The sequence below is a fragment of the Methanoregula sp. genome, assembly GCF_050010295.1.
Taxonomy (GTDB): Archaea; Halobacteriota; Methanomicrobia; order Methanomicrobiales; family Methanospirillaceae; genus Methanoregula.
This window is the reverse complement of record NZ_JBEKLH010000004.1, coordinates 34,540-49,883: the sequence shown is the minus strand read 5'-3', so window position 1 is coordinate 49,883 and position 15,344 is coordinate 34,540. Positions and strand designations below refer to the sequence as shown.

Here is a 15,344-nt window from a genome sequence, read left to right as displayed (position 1 = left end):
CTCACGAGGTGCCACGGAAATTTTCAGCCAGTGGCTCCGGTATGGAGGTCTATTCCATGTTTTCCCAAAAGGATAAATATCGCGATATTCTATAGTCCGATCCTGATACCATGTCGCCACTGCAGATGAACCGCCGGAAAAAACCCGCAAATTCACCACGGGCCGCCAGCCTGCCACACGGATGGGGAAAAGGAATCTTCTCCGGCATCCTCATGGCTGTAGTTCTGACACTTGTCTGCTGTCCTGCCCTCGCCCTGCCCGCACCGGCACTCGGAGGGGGGTCCGGACAGTTCGACCAGGGAATACCGGTATACTGGCCGTACCATGTCCTGTTCATATCGATGGGACTCATCCTTCTCGTTGCCGGTTTTCTCATCGCGAGGTTTCACAAAACCAGGAACTGGTACAAAACTCATGTGATCCTTGAAGTAACTGGCGGTGCCTGCATGATTGCCGGTCTGGTTATCGGGATCTCCATGGTCGCTCTTTCCGGTTTTCCGCACCTTAAAAATATCCATGAGATCCTGGGCGTGGCAATTGGAACCCTGGTAATTATCACGTTACTTATCGGCTATTGTATAAAACGCGTAACCACATCAAAAAAGGTAGTCCGGATGAGCCATCGCTGGCTGGGACGGATCCTGATTGTCCTCATTGGTATCAATATCATTCTTGGTCTCGTATTCCTGGCCGCAATCCTTGGCCGGTAGGTCTCCCGGTATTTTTTACCCTACTTCCTGTCGCCCGCGGGTAGCATGAGAGAAAAAATTTCCCGTCCTGCCCGTCCCGTGTACCGGTAACTATGCAACAACCGGGACCAATCCACGAAGTCCCGCCGGTTTGCCATGCGCCGCCCCGGCGACCGGTTTTTCACATCGGGAAGGCCTGATCCGACGGTTGCTCCACCCTCCCGAGTATTTATATGGGAAGGAGAGAGATTAAGTAAGGTAAAAGTTGCCTCGGTAGGGTAGTGGACATCCTAGAAGCCTCCGGAGCTTTTGACCCGGGTTCGAGTCCCGGCCGAGGCGTCGAGTAACAATTTTTGAATGTCTTTTATCAGTATTATCCTCCCGGAGGGATACCGCTGGTCAAGGGGGCTTCTTCAGGCCCGGCTTTCCCATTCAGAAGATCCAGAAAAAACGGGAAAAAGATCGGTTAAATTACCATCTCTTATAACACCGGCTTCTGTTTCAGGGCAGCCACCAGAAGGCGGACACCGGCGTCGATATCTTTTGTATCAAGGATTTCTACCGGGGAATGGATATAGCGTGACGGGATGCTGACCGTCGTGCTCGGGATGCCCCCTTTGGTCAGGTGGATCGCCGTTGCATCGGTCGTGCCCCCGCTCCCGACTTCCAGCTGGACCGGGATGCTGTTTGCATCTGCCGCATCCTTGAGCCACTTGACCACTTTCCGGCTGGCGATCAGCCCGCGCCCGCTGCTGTCGACGATTGTTATCACAGGGCCCTTGCCCATCTCCACCGGTGCGTCCTTCATATCGATGCCCGGGTGGTCGCCCGGTATCGTGACATCGGTTGCGATCGCGCAGTCCGGGTCAAGGGTATAGGCACTTGTGCGGGCCCCTTTCAGCCCTACTTCCTCCTGAACAGTGAAGACACCGTAGATCGTGAGCGGGGAGTCCACTTCCTGCAGGGTTTTGATCAGCATGGCGACCCCTGCCCGGTTGTCGAAGGCCTTCCCGGTCACGCGGTCGTGCGCCAGCTCGGCAAATTCCCGGTCCACGGTAACCGGCGTGCCTACGTCGATCCCGAGGACTTCGGCCTCCTGCCGGTTCGCTGCCCCGATATCGATGAACATGTCGTCGATCTTCACGCCTTTCTTGCGTTCCTCCTCGTCCATCATGTGAGGGGGCTTCCCGCCGATGACGCCGAAGCACGGGCCTTTTGTCCCATGGAGGATGACCCGCTGGTTGTAGAGGGTCGGGCCATACCATCCCCCGAGCGCGACGAACCGGATGAACCCCTTGTCATCGATATATTTGACCATCAGCCCGATCTCGTCCATGTGGGCTGCAAGCATGACGCTGAACTTGCTGCCGCGCCTGATGGCGATGAGGTTGCCGAGCGGGTCGTCGCGGATCTCGTCCACGTGCCCCCGGAGTTCCTTCTTGATGATCGCAAACACGCTGCCTTCACTGCCCGAGACGCCGTGGGCATTGGATAATTTCCGTAAGAGTTCTTTGACCATATCAACCACCTATTACACTCCGAATCCTATCAAGGGCCCGGTCCAGGTTCTCCCGGGACGTTGCGTAGCTCAGCCTCGCGTACTCCGGAGCATTCACGCCAAACGCAGATCCTGGCACGATGATTACCCCGCTTTCGATGATCTTCTGGGCGACTTCCGGTTTCATGGGTACAAAAGCATAAAATGCACCTTCGGGGATCGGGAATTCCAGTCCTATGCCGGAAAGTCCGCGCCAGATGATGTCCCGTCGTGCCTGGTACTCGTCGCGCATCACTTTGACCATGTGCTGGTCGCCTTCGTAAGCGGCAACCGCGGCGTACTGCGAGATCGAGGTAGCGCATGCCTGGCAGTACTGGTGCACCTTGATGCACTGGCCAACGATCTCGTCGGGCGCTGCCAGATACCCGAGCCGCCACCCGGTCATGGCATAGGTCTTGCTCGTCGCATTGATGGTGACGACATTATCGCCGAACCTTCCGGCACTCCAGTGTTCCCCGCCATAGATGAAGTGCTCATACACCTCATCGGAGACAACGGTCACGTCCTTGTCAGCGGCATATTCGACCAGTGCCCTGATCGACTCTTTGCTCTCGACGGCCCCGGTCGGATTTCCCGGCGAGTTCAGGACAAGCAGGCGGGCACCGTCCATCAGCCCTTTTGCCTGCTCGACATCGATATGGAGATCCCTCGCGAGCGGGACGCTGACCGGCCTGCCGCCGGCAAGGGTCGCAAGGGCGTTGTACGAGACAAAACCCGGGTCGGGGCAGAGCACCCGGTCGCCCACGCTTACGAGCGCCTGCATGACAATATGGAGCGCCTCGCTTGCGCCGGCGGTAATAATGACCTGGTCGGGATCGTAGACAAGCCCGTTTTCCTTACGGAATTTTTTACAGACTGCGGTACGGAGTTCCGGGATCCCATTGTTACTGGTATACCCGGTCTTCCCTTCCCGGATCGCTGCGATGGCCGCGTCCTTGATGTGCTGGGGGGTATCGAAATCCGGCTGCCCGAGCCCGAGGTTGATCGAGCCGGGACCTGCCGCTTCAAATATCTTCCGGATGCCGGATATTTCGATACCGGCGACCCGTTCGGAAAATCTCATTGGCATGGGGGATCCTGTTCTCACTCGATATTCGTGTGGCGGTTCTTGAGGGCAGTCTCATCGGTCTTGGTAATCTCCATCAGGCAGGAGATCACGGCATCGCCGAAGATCATGGAGGCGGTCTCGAAGAGCGTCCCCAGCGGGGCAAACGACTTGTGGTCCCCCATCATCTGCCGGATCTCGAACTCGACCGTATCGTCTTTCACCTCGTCGCGCTGGTGCTCGATGATGACGGTGCATGTCGAGATCTTCCCGATGCGGGAGTCCGCGTTTGACGTGATGAGGCAGATATGGGCCCCCACCTCCTTTGCAGTCTCCGCGATATCGGCCACGGTCTTGGTCCGCCCGGAACCGGAAAAGACCACCATCAGGTCCCCGGGGCTGATTGCCGGGGTGATGGTCTCTCCCACCACGTAGGCCTGCAACCCGAGGTGCATGAGCCGCATTGCAAAGGCTTTTGCCACAAGGCCCGATCGTCCGGCCCCGATTGCGTAGACCCTCTTCGCTTTCAGCAGCTCGTTCAGGAACTTCTCTATATCTTCATCTGAAATCGTGTTGGCAATTGTCCGGATCTTCGATGCCATCAACAGCATCATTTCCTGTACCCTGTGGCTCTCCATGCTTCTCTCACAAAAGATGCATCCACATAGTAGATGAGAATTTCGCATATTCCTGACGGATGCGGAAAAAAGTAATTTTGCGAATCACTATCAACCGGTTCCGGCAGGAGAAGGATCTTAAAGGATCATCCACAAAATTGTAGAACGTGAAAGCGCCGCTGGTAAAATGGGCCGGGGGGAAACGGCAGCTCCTGGATCAGCTCAGCGCCAGCCTGCCGGGACACTGGGATACGTACTTCGAACCGTTTGTCGGCGGCGGGGCCCTCCTGGTAAACCTCCAGAACAGCGGAAGGATCTCACGCGCGGTCATATCCGATCTCAATGCCGATCTGATCAACCTGTACCGTGTCGTAAAATCTCATCCGCGCCGGCTTATCGAAGAACTCTCCAGCGAGCGGCTCCGGAATGATGAAGACTCGTTCCGGCAGTTGAAAGAGGAGTTCAACGGGCTTGCAGGCTCCCGGAACAATCCAGTCAGGCGGGCGGCACTTTTCATCTATCTGAACAAGCACGGGTACAACGGCCTCTGGCGGGTCAACCGGAAGGGGAAGTTCAATGTCCCGTTCGGTCGGCATACCAGGAAAAGCCTCCCTTCGGAGTCCTCAATCCTGAAATTCCATGCCATGCTTCGGAATGTTGCCATCCTGAATGCCGATTTTGAGAAGGCGGTCAAGAGTGCGAAAAAAGGGGATTTCATCTATTTCGATCCCCCGTATCACCCGCTCTCGAAGACTGCGGGTTTCACCGGTTACAACCCGGACGGATTCAGGTTCCGGGACCAGGAACGGCTGGCACAGGTATTCGGGAAACTTACCGCCAACGGTGTCCAGCTGATGTTGAGCAATTCAAAAGTTCCCGAGATCGAAGAATTATACCGGGACTTTCACGTACGGACGGTTGCTGCAAAACGCTTCATCAACTGCAACGGTGAGCGGCGGAACGGTGCATACGAGATCATCGTGACGAATTACGATACGGCCGACTGAAGGAAAACGGTCTTTTTATAGAAACGATCTTCTTTTTTTTTTAATTCCGGACTCCGGGTTTTCCCTGGAATTTACGATCGGCTGACACAATTCATGCCGGATTTCCCGCCTCGTACCGCTCGATCTTTCCGTAGGCGACCAGTTTTCCGTTTTCCAGGACCGACACGGCACCATGACCGCCACAGATGAGGCAGCGCCTGCCGGATTTCGCAAGTTCCTGATCAGTTTCCAGGGCGAGCCCGAGCAGGGCCTTCCGTTCCTGTTTTGCCCGTTCGCTGTCGACATTCACTGAGGTGACAAGGAACGCCGCAAGGGAACTGTAGTCTGCCCGCTCCTTCGTGAGACTCCCGAAATTGATGACGCTGTCGGCAGCAAACAGCAGGCCATACAGCCGTGAATACAGGAAGACCTGCCCGCAGGTATGGCCGCCGAGCCCGTCCAGCACCTCGAGGTCGAGATCTCCGATATGAATGGTGCCGATGACCGGAAAAATCCCCCGTGTCGTACCGGACGGACGGGAAAAGCAGGTGATGGCGGGAGGAGTCCGGAACCGGGAGAACTGGTTGATCATCCGGGTATAAAATGCTTCGAGCACCGAATCTTCGCTCCGGGATCCATACGCACGGTTGTTCCTTCTGGTAATCTCAAGGGTGTCCTCATGCATCAGCACCGGAACAGAAAAATATCCGGATGCCCCGTAATGGTCTGCATCGGCATGGGTCACGACGATCCGCGAGAGCTTTTTCATCTCTCCCACGTCATAGCGCGAGAGCATTGCGAGGATGTCATTATGATAAATCCCATACCCGGTGTCGATCATCACCATCTCATCCGGCGTCCGGATGAGGAAAATGCTGCCCCCGCACGGGACCTGGAAACAGAAGAGCGTGGTTTTGTCCGTGATGCAGAACTGCTGGACGTCAGCATAAAACCCGTTACCGGTCGTTGCGTTCATGGTCCTGCCGGTGGCGAGCACGCTCTCAAATACCTGGCGGGGATCGCAGCCGCGGGCCATCAGGTCCTGTGCGATATGGTTGGTATCGGCAAGGAATGAGAGGATGAATGCCTCCTCGGATTCGCCGATGAGGTCGCGGACCTCCTGGGCATACCGGACGTAAAAGACCGTATCGTCAAGGTGTTTTCCGGTCTTGTCATACTCGATAATCTCAAGCCGGTACCGGGATTTCAACTGGTCGAGGAGCTTGTTGACGACGGCACTCTGTTCAAGGTTGAGACTGACGGTGAGACGGTCAGGGTACTGGCCCCGGTCATCAAAGTCGATACCGGCAATGTTTGCCCCGGCCGATGTCGTATAACTGAGAAATTCATACAGGGCCCCCGGCTGGTGCGGAAGGTACACACAGAACTTCAGGAAGTCCAGCGGCTTCAGCGAGGTCTGCAGGTACCCGATATCGGCAAGGTCGCGGGTTATCCGGCTATAAGACTCGGCATCAGCGGTCACTTCATAAAATACCGTCCCGGGATCGATACGCCGGTCGAACTGGATGCGGTTGATATTCCCGTCGTATTTTTTGATTATCTCGGCTGCCCGGTGAAGCGAACCCGGTTCATCCGGCATATGCGCGATGAAAGAAAATTTCTCCATAAGCCCCCGGTTGTGGGATCAGCATTGTCTCTTGACGTCGATATACTTATGGTTTTTTAATCCAAAAAAGGAAAAAAATCAGCGCTTGGACCGGCGCACCGATACTGCAATTGCCAGTGCAGCAGCGATCAGGACACCGAGCACAGGAACCAGCACCGGGAGAGGGACGGGAGACGCGCTCTTGACCAGGGCCGGGGAGACCGTAACGGTCTCCCCTGCTTTGACCGTTACCTGTACTGAGTACGGCAGGTATCCTGAGGCATTGAGACCAACCGTGTGATCACCCGCAGGGATATTCCCAAGGTTTATTGGTGTCTGACCCTTCACGACCGAGTCCACGGAGACCGAGGCCCCGGCAGGAGTTGAAGTAACGGCGATCGTGCCGGTCACCGGACCGGTTACCGGGGGCGTTGCAGGTACCAGCGGCGTGGGGGCAGCGGTCACGTTCGATGACGGAGCCTGCGGAGATACGACCTGCAGGGTAGTCCGGTACGTGGCGGCTGTGGTCGGACTGTCGAGGGTGACCGTGTAAGAGCCCGGCTGCATATCGATATGAAAGCCCTGGTTGAAGTATCCGGTGGCGCTCACCGGAGTGTAGAATGTATGCATGACCTGTCCGCTGCCGTCTGTTATCTGCAGCCTGACACTCTCGACGTTATTTCTTGCGGTTCCCACGAACTGGACATAGTCCCCGATCTCAGGTGCTGCCGGTGTTACCGTGAAATAGAAATCGGGTTTTACCATCATGACTGAAACTGCCGAGGAGTCTGCTGGATTTGAAAGGTCCACTGCGGTTATAGAATACCGTGCAGTCTGCATCTTTGCAATATCATTCACCAGGGAAGTATCCCAGTCATACTGCCACGACCCGTCCGGGTTGGCCACGACCAGATTTCCCGTACCCGGAATACCGTCCAGGTCCATGAGCGGGACACCCTCAGTTGGCAATCCTGGACCGGTAATCTTTAAAAACGTGACATTCCCTGGGATGTTATACCCGTCAAAAATGACGACATTACCGATATATATTCCTCCGGCGCCACGATAAGCGATTGAGACAGAACCTCCATCTGCAGATACCGCCTGGATGATGCATACTGCTGCAATGAGCAGAACCAGAACCGGAACTTTCCCGTTATGATGGATTACGCCCATTTTTAACCTCTCGATGTACAGGATATCATTTAAAAAGAATATATAATTTTGTTATTGAAGGGCATTTTTCTGAAAAAAGACCAATATCCTGACTCTTCTCCGATGTCCTGTGCCGAAACTATATCTAGGTTACCGGGCAACCCATGATCAGAGGGAACCTGAAGATGCCCGACGTGGAATTGGCCAAAAAACAGGGTGAAGACCTGTTGAAGATACGAGTTTCGGCAGTACGGCAGTCATTCTCCTACGAAGAGACGGCTTACCACCTTCCGATCTCGTATGCACTGACAGGAGTTCCGGTTCATGACCAGAAAGCCGCGCTCGACGTTTATTCCCGGACCGGCAGCAACCCCCTCGTTGCATCGGAGAGCATCCTGGCTGATATGACCGCGGTCGCGGGAAAGGAACCCGCCCCCTATACCGGTTTTATCAGCGACACCGTCATCCGCAAGCTCGGGTATTCTCTCGTTGACGGGAGCATCCTCGGTCTTGCCCTTGTCGTCGGGACCCCGCAGAATGCCGGTATGGCAGCAGCGGTCTGCCGTGAACTGCAGGAAAAATACATGCTCACCTTCCTTGCCGGCAAGGTCATCCCGGCCCTGTCCGGTGCCGGCGTCAGGCTCGGCCTCGAATACCGCCTCATTCCCCTCGGTTCAACGCCGTTTTACGGAGTGCATTTTGTGGATATCATCGCCCGGGTGGCGATGATGTTCGGTGGCGTCCCGCCGGGTGATACCCACCGGCTCCTGACCTATGCTGCCGAACGTGCCAGGGCGATCGTCATCGTCTTACCCGGCCTGACCGATGAAGAGATCGCCCTTGTCGATGGAATGCGGGTGCTCGGGTTTCCCATCCTGACTCCCGGCGGTTACCAGGGTGGTTCCTGGATACAGGCAGGCCCGGAGGATATTGTCCGGAAGGGAATGGAAGAGAAAGGGATCCGGGTCAATGTCACCGCAATCCCGATCCCCATGGGCTGTTCCCCGGCTTTTGAGGGAAAGAGCATCCGCAAGGAAGAGATGTACGTGGAATTCGGCGGGGGCAGGTCCCCTGCTTTTGAGCTGCTCAGGATGCGCGATCCGGATGAGATCAGGGACGGGCAGGTGACGGTCATCGGCCCTGAGATCGGGACCATGAAGGAAGGATCCGCAAACCCCCTCGGCATCATCATCGAGGTTGCCGGCAGGACCATGAAGAAAGATTACGAGCCGGTGCTGGAGAGGAGGATCCACAACTTCGTCAATTACGGGGAGGGATCGTGGCATGTGGCCCAGCGGGACCTCATCTGGGTGAGAATCTCGAAAGAGGCCGTTGCAAAAGGCGTCCGGATCGAGCATATCGGCAAGATGCTGGCGAGCAAGTTCCGGATGGACTTTCCCCAGCTGCTCGACGCGGTCTCGGTCACGCTGATCACGGACGGGGAAAAAGTCCTTGCCGCAAAAAAAGAGGCCGAGGGAATATACGACGAACGCGATGCCCGCATCAAGGGGATGCGGGACCAGGACGTTGATACCTACTACTCCTGCACCCTGTGCCAGACCTTTGCCCCCAACCATGTCTGCGTCATCACGCCGGAACGTCCGGCTCTCTGCGGCGCGATCAGCTGGCTCGACGGGAAAATAGCCTTCGAGATGTCGCCGGCCGGGGCGAACCAGCCGGTCGAAAAAGGGGGGGCCCTGAATGTCCAGAACGGAGAATTTGACGGGGTGAACCGCTTCATCAAGAAAGCAAGCCACGGGGAGATCGAGCGGTGTTCCCTCTACAGCGTCATGGAATACCCGATGACCTGCTGCGGCTGTTTCGAGGCCATTGCCCTGATGCTGCCGGAAGTGAACGGGATCATGGTAGTAAACCGGGAGTTCAAGGGATTGACGCCTTCCGGCATGACGTTCTCCACGCTTGCCGGGACAATCGGCGGCGGTGCCCAGACACCGGGGTTTGCCGGTATCTCGAAGAATTACATCCTCTCGGACCGGTTCCTGCAGGGAGAGGGGGGGATCGGGCGGCTGGTGTGGATGCCCTCCCAGCTCAGGGAGGAGCTTAAGGACCGGCTCGAAAAGAAACTTGCGGAGAAGGGACTTGTTGGCCTCTTCGAGAAGATCGCGGACGAGACGACGGCCGCGACAATCGAGGATCTCGCGGCATTTCTCGAGAAGGTACAACACCCGGCTCTCGGTATGAAACCGTTGGTGTGAGACCATGAGCTTCGACCTGAATTTTGGCTGGACTTCGACCATCGGGGAAGTTATGCTCGGCGCAACGAAGGCTGATGGCGGGACACGGAGACTCTCGTACCGGATCGGCGGCGGAAAAACACTCCCCTTCCTGGAGAGCCGGGCAGACCCCCCCTCTCCCCTCATCGCCCTCGAGATCTGCGACTACCTCCCGTTCTGGTCGCCGATCGTGAAGAATTACTGCGGGGACCTGGTCAACAGCGTCGGCGATTGGGCAAAAGCGGCCGACGCTTCCTATGGTGCCGACCTCATCCGGCTGTACCTGACCAGCACCCGCCAGAGGAACTTCTCGGATATCGCTTCGCTCAGAAAAACGGTCGAAGACGTCCTGTCGGCATCCAGCCTCCCGCTCGTGATCGAAGGGAGCAACGAGCCGAAGATCGACAGCGAGGTCTTCCTGACGTGCGGCGAGGTGGCGCAGGGGGAGCGGCTCCTCCTCGGCACCGCGGAGGCAGGGAAGTACCGGAGCGTAGCGGCAGCCGCCCTCGCGTACAACCATTCCATCATCGCCCAGTCGCCCATCGACATCAACCTGGCAAAGCAGCTCAATATCCTCTTGACAGAGATTGGAGTCCAGCGGGACCACATCGTGATCGACCCGTACACCGGCGCCCTCGGCTACGGGTTCGAGTATTCCTATTCGGCAATGGAGCGGATCCGGTTCTCCGCCCTCAAGGGGGATGCCGATCTCGCTATGCCGATGATCTGCTCCGCGATCGATTCGCTCACCATCAAGGAAGTGCGGGAAGCCGAACCGAGACTCCAGGACGAGATGGCGACCCGGTGGGAGTTTTACACTGGTATCGCGGCAGCGGCGGCCGGCGCGGAGATCATCTGCGTACGCCACCCTGGCACCATCCCCCTTCTCCGGAAGGCATTCACCGACATGAAAAAATCTGCAGGCCCCGCGGAGATGCGGTAATGGCACTCAAGGCACTGGACATCTATAAACTCCTCCCGAAGAAGAACTGCAAGGAGTGCGGCGACCCGACTTGCCTCACCTTTGCCATGAAACTTTCCGGCGGGAAGGCAGACGTTGACCTCTGCCCGTACCTGAGCGAGGAGGCAAAATCCGTTCTCGGGGCGAGCACCCGGCCGCCCATACGGCTTGTGAGGGTCGGGGTCGGCGAGCGGTTCTTCAAGGTGGGGGAAGAGACGGTTCTGTACCGGCACGAGAAGACCTTCTACCACCCTCCCGGTATCGTCTTCCGGGTCCGCGATACGCAGGCGGCTCCGGAGATCGCTGCAGTCACCCGCAGGGTGCGGGGCGAGACCTTCACCCGCGTGGGTGCCGATCTCCGCTTCAGCGGCATCGCCATCGAGAATACCAGCGGGTCGGCAGAAACGTTCGCAAAGGCGGTTGCGGCTGTCGAGGCGGAACAGGCCCACCTCCCTCCCGTGCTCATTGCGAAGGATCCTGCAGCGCTTAAGGCAGGCCTCGTCTACTGCGGCTCCTACCGTCCGCTCCTCCATGCGGCGACCGGGGAAAATTTCAGGGAAATGTGTGCACTTGCGAAGCAGTACGGGTGCCCACTGGTCATCCGGGCTGCAACGCCCGAAGGACTCGTCCAGCTGGTGAAAGACTGCACAGCAGAAGGAGTGCAGGACCTCATGCTCGACCCCGCACCGGAGACGCTCGGGGCGTTCATCACCCGCTCCACACTGATACGTCAGCTCGCGATCACGCGTTCGGTCCCCGAGCTCGGGTATCCTGTTTTTCTCGATTCCACCCTGACCGGGCAGCAGGACGCAGCAATCGCACTGGGCATCGTCAAATATGCCTCGGTCATCGTGACCGACCCCCTCACACCAGGCCCGGCGAAGGCCGCCCTGACTCTCCGGCAGAACATCTACACCGACCCCCAGAAACCGATCCAGATGAACCCAGGCCTCTACCGGGTCGGGACACCGGACAAGGGCGCCCCGGTCCTCCTGACGGTGAACTTCTCGCTCACCTTCTTCACGCTGGAGGGATACCTTGAGTCCACCCGGGTTCCCTGTTTCATGCTCATCGTGGACACCGAAGGCCTCTCGGTCCTGACGGCCGTGGCCGCAGGAAAACTGAGCGAGACCCTCGTCCGGGACTCGATCAAAAAATTCGGCGTTGAGAACGAGGTCTCCCACCGCACGCTGATCATCCCAGGCTATGCCGCACCGCTCTCCGGCCGGATCGAGGAGGCTACCGGCTGGAAAGTCCTCGTCGGGCCACGCGATGCCGCAGAGATCGGCGAATTCCTCCACGAGGAATGGAAAAAGGAGGGCGGGGCTCCCTGAGAGAACGGACCGGGGCGATCTGCGGTACTGGTCTAAAAAAATCCATATTTTTAAACGAACCGTTGCACCGGGCGGCAAGGGGACAGGCAATAATTGCTCGAAGAATCCTGATGGATTCTTCTCGTCTTTGTGGTCCTGATGGCCCACGAAAGACACCGCAGGATATTTCACTCTTATATTCCTATCTCTCTTAAGGAACCACCAGTATGCGTACCGTAACATTCCTTCCCGGCTACCGGAAGATCGAAGTGGAGCCGGGGACAACCATCCTCGATGCAGCCCAGCGGGCCGGGCTGAACATAAACGTAGTCTGTGGCGGGCAGGGCAAATGCGGCAAATGCGTTGTGTTCATCCAGTCGGGAAAAGTTGAATTCGACCGCCAGAAATACGGGCGGTTCTTTTCCGAGGCCGAACTCCAGAAAGGAGCCTGTCTCGCATGCGAGGCGTCCGTCCAGGGAGACATCCATGTTGTCATTCCCGAGACCACGCTGATCCAGGAGCAGAAGATCCTTGTTGAAGGCGTGGAGAACCGGATCGATTTCCACCCGTCCGTGAAAAAATATTATGTCGAGCTCCAGCCCCCGAGCCTTGCCGACCCGTCGCCTGACCTGTCACGGCTCCTCTGGGGTATCCAGAAGAGTGGCGGGCCGGTGGCAGAGAAGATGTACGCGCCGCTCGAGGTGCTCCGCGAGATCCCCGGGATCCTGCGCCACAGTGAATGGAAAGTGACCGGCACCATCGGACTCGTGCCCGGCGGCTACCGCCTTCTCGACCTCCAGGAGAACGACACCTCCTCGAGGGTCTTCGGGGCAGCCGTCGACCTGGGCTCCACGACTGTCGTCGTGTACCTCTGGAACCTTGTCACGGGAAAGGTTGTCAGTGTTGCATCGAACTATAACAAGCAGATCAGCTGTGGAGAGGATATCCTTGCCCGGGTGAACTTCGCACGAAAGAACGGCCTTGCGAAACTCCAGTCACTTGCCGCGGAGAGCATCAACCAGGCGCTCACCACTGCATCCAACACCGCAGGGATCGACCGCGAAGATATCTACGAAGTGGTTGTTGCAGGAAACACGGTCATGACGCATATGCTGCTCGGCATCGACCCGGCCTACATGATAGCCGAACCCTATGTCCCGGTCGTCAGGAGGGCCCTCTCGGTTGCTGCGGGCAGGATCGGCATCACCTGCAACCCGAACGGCGGGCTTTTCGTCTTTCCGGCCGTCAGTGACTTCATCGGGGGCGACATCATATCCGATATTCTGGCCTGCGGCATGAACGAACGGGAGGAGATCTCGCTCCTGATCGATATCGGCACCAACTTCGAGGTCGTGCTCGGCAACAGGGAATGGATGTTCTCCTGCGCCGGTGCCGCCGGGCCGGCTCTCGAAGGCGGCGAAGTCATCTTTGGCATGAGGGCAAATCCGGGGGCGATCGAAAAGCTCACGATCGACCCTGCGTCCCTCGACCCCACGTACTCCACCATCAACGGTATCAGACCGCGGGGGATCTGCGGATCGGGCCTGATCGACCTGCTCGCCGAACTGCTGGCAGCCTGCGTGATCGACAGAACAGGACGCATCAATACCGAGATCAGCAACCCGCGTATCCGGAAGACCGCCCATTTCCCGGAGTTTGTGATAGCATGGGCGGATGAGACCGAGATCAACAAGGAGATCGTCATTACGGAGAACGATATCAAGAACCTGATCATGAGCAAGGCCTCGGTCCATGCGGCCTGCGTGACCCTGATGAAGGAGGCCGGCGTCTCCCGTCGTGAGATATCCACCATCTATTTTGCCGGGGCTTTCGGGAATTACCTTGACAAGAAGAATGCCACCACCATCGGCCTGATCCCCGAAATCGACCCCGGACAGATCAGGAACATCGGGAACGGTGCCGTGGCCGGAGCCAATATCGCGCTCATCAACCGGCGGACGAGAAAGACCCTTGACGAGATCGCCTACAAGATCGCGTATATCGAGCTCAACGCGGAAAGCGCGTTCATGGAGGAGTACACCTCGAGCTCGTTCCTCCCGCACACCGATCTCTCGCTCTTCCCGATGGTACAGAAGATGCTGGACGAGTGCCGTATCCGGAAGGCCTGAACAGCATGGCAAAGATGATTGCATCCCCCAATTCACTTGCCACCGGCGTAGGTGCGCTCCCCCATACCAATCCGGTCGAGGCGTGTGACGATGTGCTTGCCGTCTTTCCGGAATTCCCGTACATACCCACCCTCCCGGACCGGGGCCAGCTGGAGAGCATCGTCTTCAACGACTCCGAGCAGCTTCCGGGACGGGTTATCCGGGAAGACCGGCTCCTCTTCGACAGCACCCGGGACCAGACTGCAGCAATGGAATCCGTGTACATGGACTATGTCGAAGGCAATTACGCCGCGTACGGCCTTCACCGGGAATATGCCTCTGCTTTCATCGAGATGATGTCCCGCCGGTTGCCGGCCGTTCAGGTGCTCAAGTGCCAGGTGACCGGACCGGTCACGTTCGGGATGCAGGTCGTGGATGCGAACAAGCGGCCCATCTACTACGATACCCAGCTCGCCGACGTCCTGTCCAAGATGATCGCCCTCAAGGCCCGCTGGTGCGAGGAGGAGATGAAGAAGAAGACCGGAGTTTCCGGAACCCTTATCGTCCTGAACGAGCCGTACCTTGCATCGCTCGGCTCTTCGGTCGTGCCGGTAGACCGCGAGAGCGTCAGGACCGGCTGGGAGGACATCGCGGCACTTGTCGAAGGTGGGCTCGGGGTCCACTGCTGCTCGAACACGGACTGGGAGTTTGTACTTGGCCTCAACCCATCCGTTGTCTCGCTCGATGCCTATGCCACGGCCAGGGAGTTCCTCCTGTACACGGAAGCCATCATCTCCTACATGGAACGCGGGGGAGTTGTTGCCTGGGGGATCGTACCCGCGGATTACCGGATCTTTACTACGGAGACCGTGGACTCGCTGTATGAGCGCTACCTCGCAATACGGTCGCAGCTCACGGCCCGGATGCCGGAAGATCTCTTCGATGCCCAGTCGCTCATAACCCCGAGCTGCGGTATCCGGTTTGCCGATCGCAACGGGTCCCGTGCAATCATGGGAGCAGCAGCCGAGATATCCCGGCGAATCAGGACAGAAAACCGTGACCTGCCATAATG

Annotated in this window: 12 protein-coding genes and 1 tRNA gene; 8 read left to right on the top strand and 5 right to left on the bottom strand. The window is 57.8% G+C overall.

Annotated elements, in window-relative coordinates; all coding sequences use genetic code 11:
• Window positions 1–110: 110 nt before the first annotated feature.
• Window positions 111–710, top strand: coding sequence for a cytochrome b561 domain-containing protein (locus tag ABSB80_RS06275; RefSeq protein WP_428369266.1), 600 nt, complete (start codon window positions 111–113; stop codon window positions 708–710).
• Window positions 711–956: 246 nt separating this feature from the next.
• A tRNA-Arg gene (locus tag ABSB80_RS06270) sits at window positions 957–1,028 on the top strand.
• A gap of 142 nt (window positions 1,029–1,170) precedes the next feature.
• Here ABSB80_RS06270 and ABSB80_RS06265 read toward each other — a convergent pair.
• The 3 genes from ABSB80_RS06265 to hxlB are packed head-to-tail and all read right to left on the bottom strand — an operon-like array spanning window position 1,171 to window position 3,930.
• On the bottom strand, window positions 1,171–2,208 hold the full coding sequence (locus ABSB80_RS06265) for a M42 family metallopeptidase (protein ID WP_428369792.1): 1,038 nt from the start codon (window positions 2,206–2,208) through the stop codon (window positions 1,171–1,173).
• Between the two features lies 1 nt (window position 2,209).
• Window positions 2,210–3,316, bottom strand: a complete 1,107-nt coding sequence (locus tag ABSB80_RS06260; RefSeq protein ID WP_428369264.1) for a pyridoxal phosphate-dependent aminotransferase — start codon at window positions 3,314–3,316, stop codon at window positions 2,210–2,212.
• 14 nt (window positions 3,317–3,330) lie between these two features.
• Window positions 3,331–3,930, bottom strand: coding sequence for a 6-phospho-3-hexuloisomerase (hxlB, locus tag ABSB80_RS06255; RefSeq protein WP_428369262.1), 600 nt, complete (start codon window positions 3,928–3,930; stop codon window positions 3,331–3,333).
• 146 nt (window positions 3,931–4,076) lie between these two features.
• On the opposite strand from hxlB, the gene ABSB80_RS06250 reads away from it, so the two are divergent.
• Window positions 4,077–4,916: a DNA adenine methylase gene (locus ABSB80_RS06250; protein WP_428369260.1), complete on the top strand. Its 840-nt coding sequence runs from the start codon at window positions 4,077–4,079 to the stop codon at window positions 4,914–4,916.
• Between the two features lie 91 nt (window positions 4,917–5,007).
• On the opposite strand, the gene ABSB80_RS06245 is transcribed toward ABSB80_RS06250, so the two are convergent.
• Complete coding sequence (locus ABSB80_RS06245) at window positions 5,008–6,522, bottom strand: MBL fold metallo-hydrolase (RefSeq protein WP_428369258.1); 1,515 nt, start codon at window positions 6,520–6,522, stop codon at window positions 5,008–5,010.
• Window positions 6,523–6,600: 78 nt separating this feature from the next.
• On the bottom strand, window positions 6,601–7,677 hold the full coding sequence (locus tag ABSB80_RS06240; RefSeq protein WP_428369256.1) for a PEGA domain-containing protein: 1,077 nt from the start codon (window positions 7,675–7,677) through the stop codon (window positions 6,601–6,603).
• A gap of 143 nt (window positions 7,678–7,820) precedes the next feature.
• On the opposite strand from ABSB80_RS06240, the gene acsB reads away from it, so the two are divergent.
• The 5 genes from acsB (at window position 7,821) to ABSB80_RS06215 (ending at window position 15,342) form a co-directional block, all read left to right on the top strand.
• Window positions 7,821–9,872, top strand: a complete 2,052-nt coding sequence (acsB, locus tag ABSB80_RS06235) for an acetyl-CoA decarbonylase/synthase complex subunit alpha/beta (protein WP_428369254.1) — start codon at window positions 7,821–7,823, stop codon at window positions 9,870–9,872.
• A 4-nt stretch (window positions 9,873–9,876) separates the two neighbouring features.
• A complete protein-coding gene (locus ABSB80_RS06230) occupies window positions 9,877–10,833 on the top strand; it encodes an acetyl-CoA decarbonylase/synthase complex subunit delta (RefSeq protein ID WP_428369252.1) in 957 nt (318 codons plus the stop codon).
• The gene (gene acsC / locus ABSB80_RS06225) at window positions 10,833–12,185 is read left to right on the top strand and encodes an acetyl-CoA decarbonylase/synthase complex subunit gamma (protein WP_428369250.1); all 1,353 of its coding nucleotides are present in this window, start codon (window positions 10,833–10,835) and stop codon (window positions 12,183–12,185) included. Before ABSB80_RS06230 ends, acsC begins: the two co-directional genes overlap by 1 nt.
• A gap of 206 nt (window positions 12,186–12,391) precedes the next feature.
• Entirely contained in the window at window positions 12,392–14,293 is a 1,902-nt protein-coding gene (locus ABSB80_RS06220; RefSeq protein ID WP_428369248.1) for an ASKHA domain-containing protein, read from the top strand.
• A 5-nt stretch (window positions 14,294–14,298) separates the two neighbouring features.
• Window positions 14,299–15,342, top strand: coding sequence for a uroporphyrinogen decarboxylase/cobalamine-independent methonine synthase family protein (locus tag ABSB80_RS06215; protein WP_428369246.1), 1,044 nt, complete (start codon window positions 14,299–14,301; stop codon window positions 15,340–15,342).
• Window positions 15,343–15,344: the final 2 nt, after the last annotated feature.

Coding starts and splice junctions, on each gene's coding strand:
- ABSB80_RS06275 (WP_428369266.1), top strand. CDS start 111: ATGTCGCCACTGCAGATGAACCGCCGGAAAAAACCCGCAAATTCACCA.
- ABSB80_RS06265 (WP_428369792.1), bottom strand. CDS start 2,208: ATGGTCAAAGAACTCTTACGGAAATTATCCAATGCCCACGGCGTCTCG.
- ABSB80_RS06260 (WP_428369264.1), bottom strand. CDS start 3,316: ATGCCAATGAGATTTTCCGAACGGGTCGCCGGTATCGAAATATCCGGC.
- hxlB (WP_428369262.1), bottom strand. CDS start 3,930: ATGGAGAGCCACAGGGTACAGGAAATGATGCTGTTGATGGCATCGAAG.
- ABSB80_RS06245 (WP_428369258.1), bottom strand. CDS start 6,522: ATGGAGAAATTTTCTTTCATCGCGCATATGCCGGATGAACCGGGTTCG.
- ABSB80_RS06240 (WP_428369256.1), bottom strand. CDS start 7,677: ATGGGCGTAATCCATCATAACGGGAAAGTTCCGGTTCTGGTTCTGCTC.
- acsB (WP_428369254.1), top strand. CDS start 7,821: ATGATCAGAGGGAACCTGAAGATGCCCGACGTGGAATTGGCCAAAAAA.
- ABSB80_RS06230 (WP_428369252.1), top strand. CDS start 9,877: ATGAGCTTCGACCTGAATTTTGGCTGGACTTCGACCATCGGGGAAGTT.
- acsC (WP_428369250.1), top strand. CDS start 10,833: ATGGCACTCAAGGCACTGGACATCTATAAACTCCTCCCGAAGAAGAAC.
- ABSB80_RS06220 (WP_428369248.1), top strand. CDS start 12,392: ATGCGTACCGTAACATTCCTTCCCGGCTACCGGAAGATCGAAGTGGAG.
- ABSB80_RS06215 (WP_428369246.1), top strand. CDS start 14,299: ATGGCAAAGATGATTGCATCCCCCAATTCACTTGCCACCGGCGTAGGT.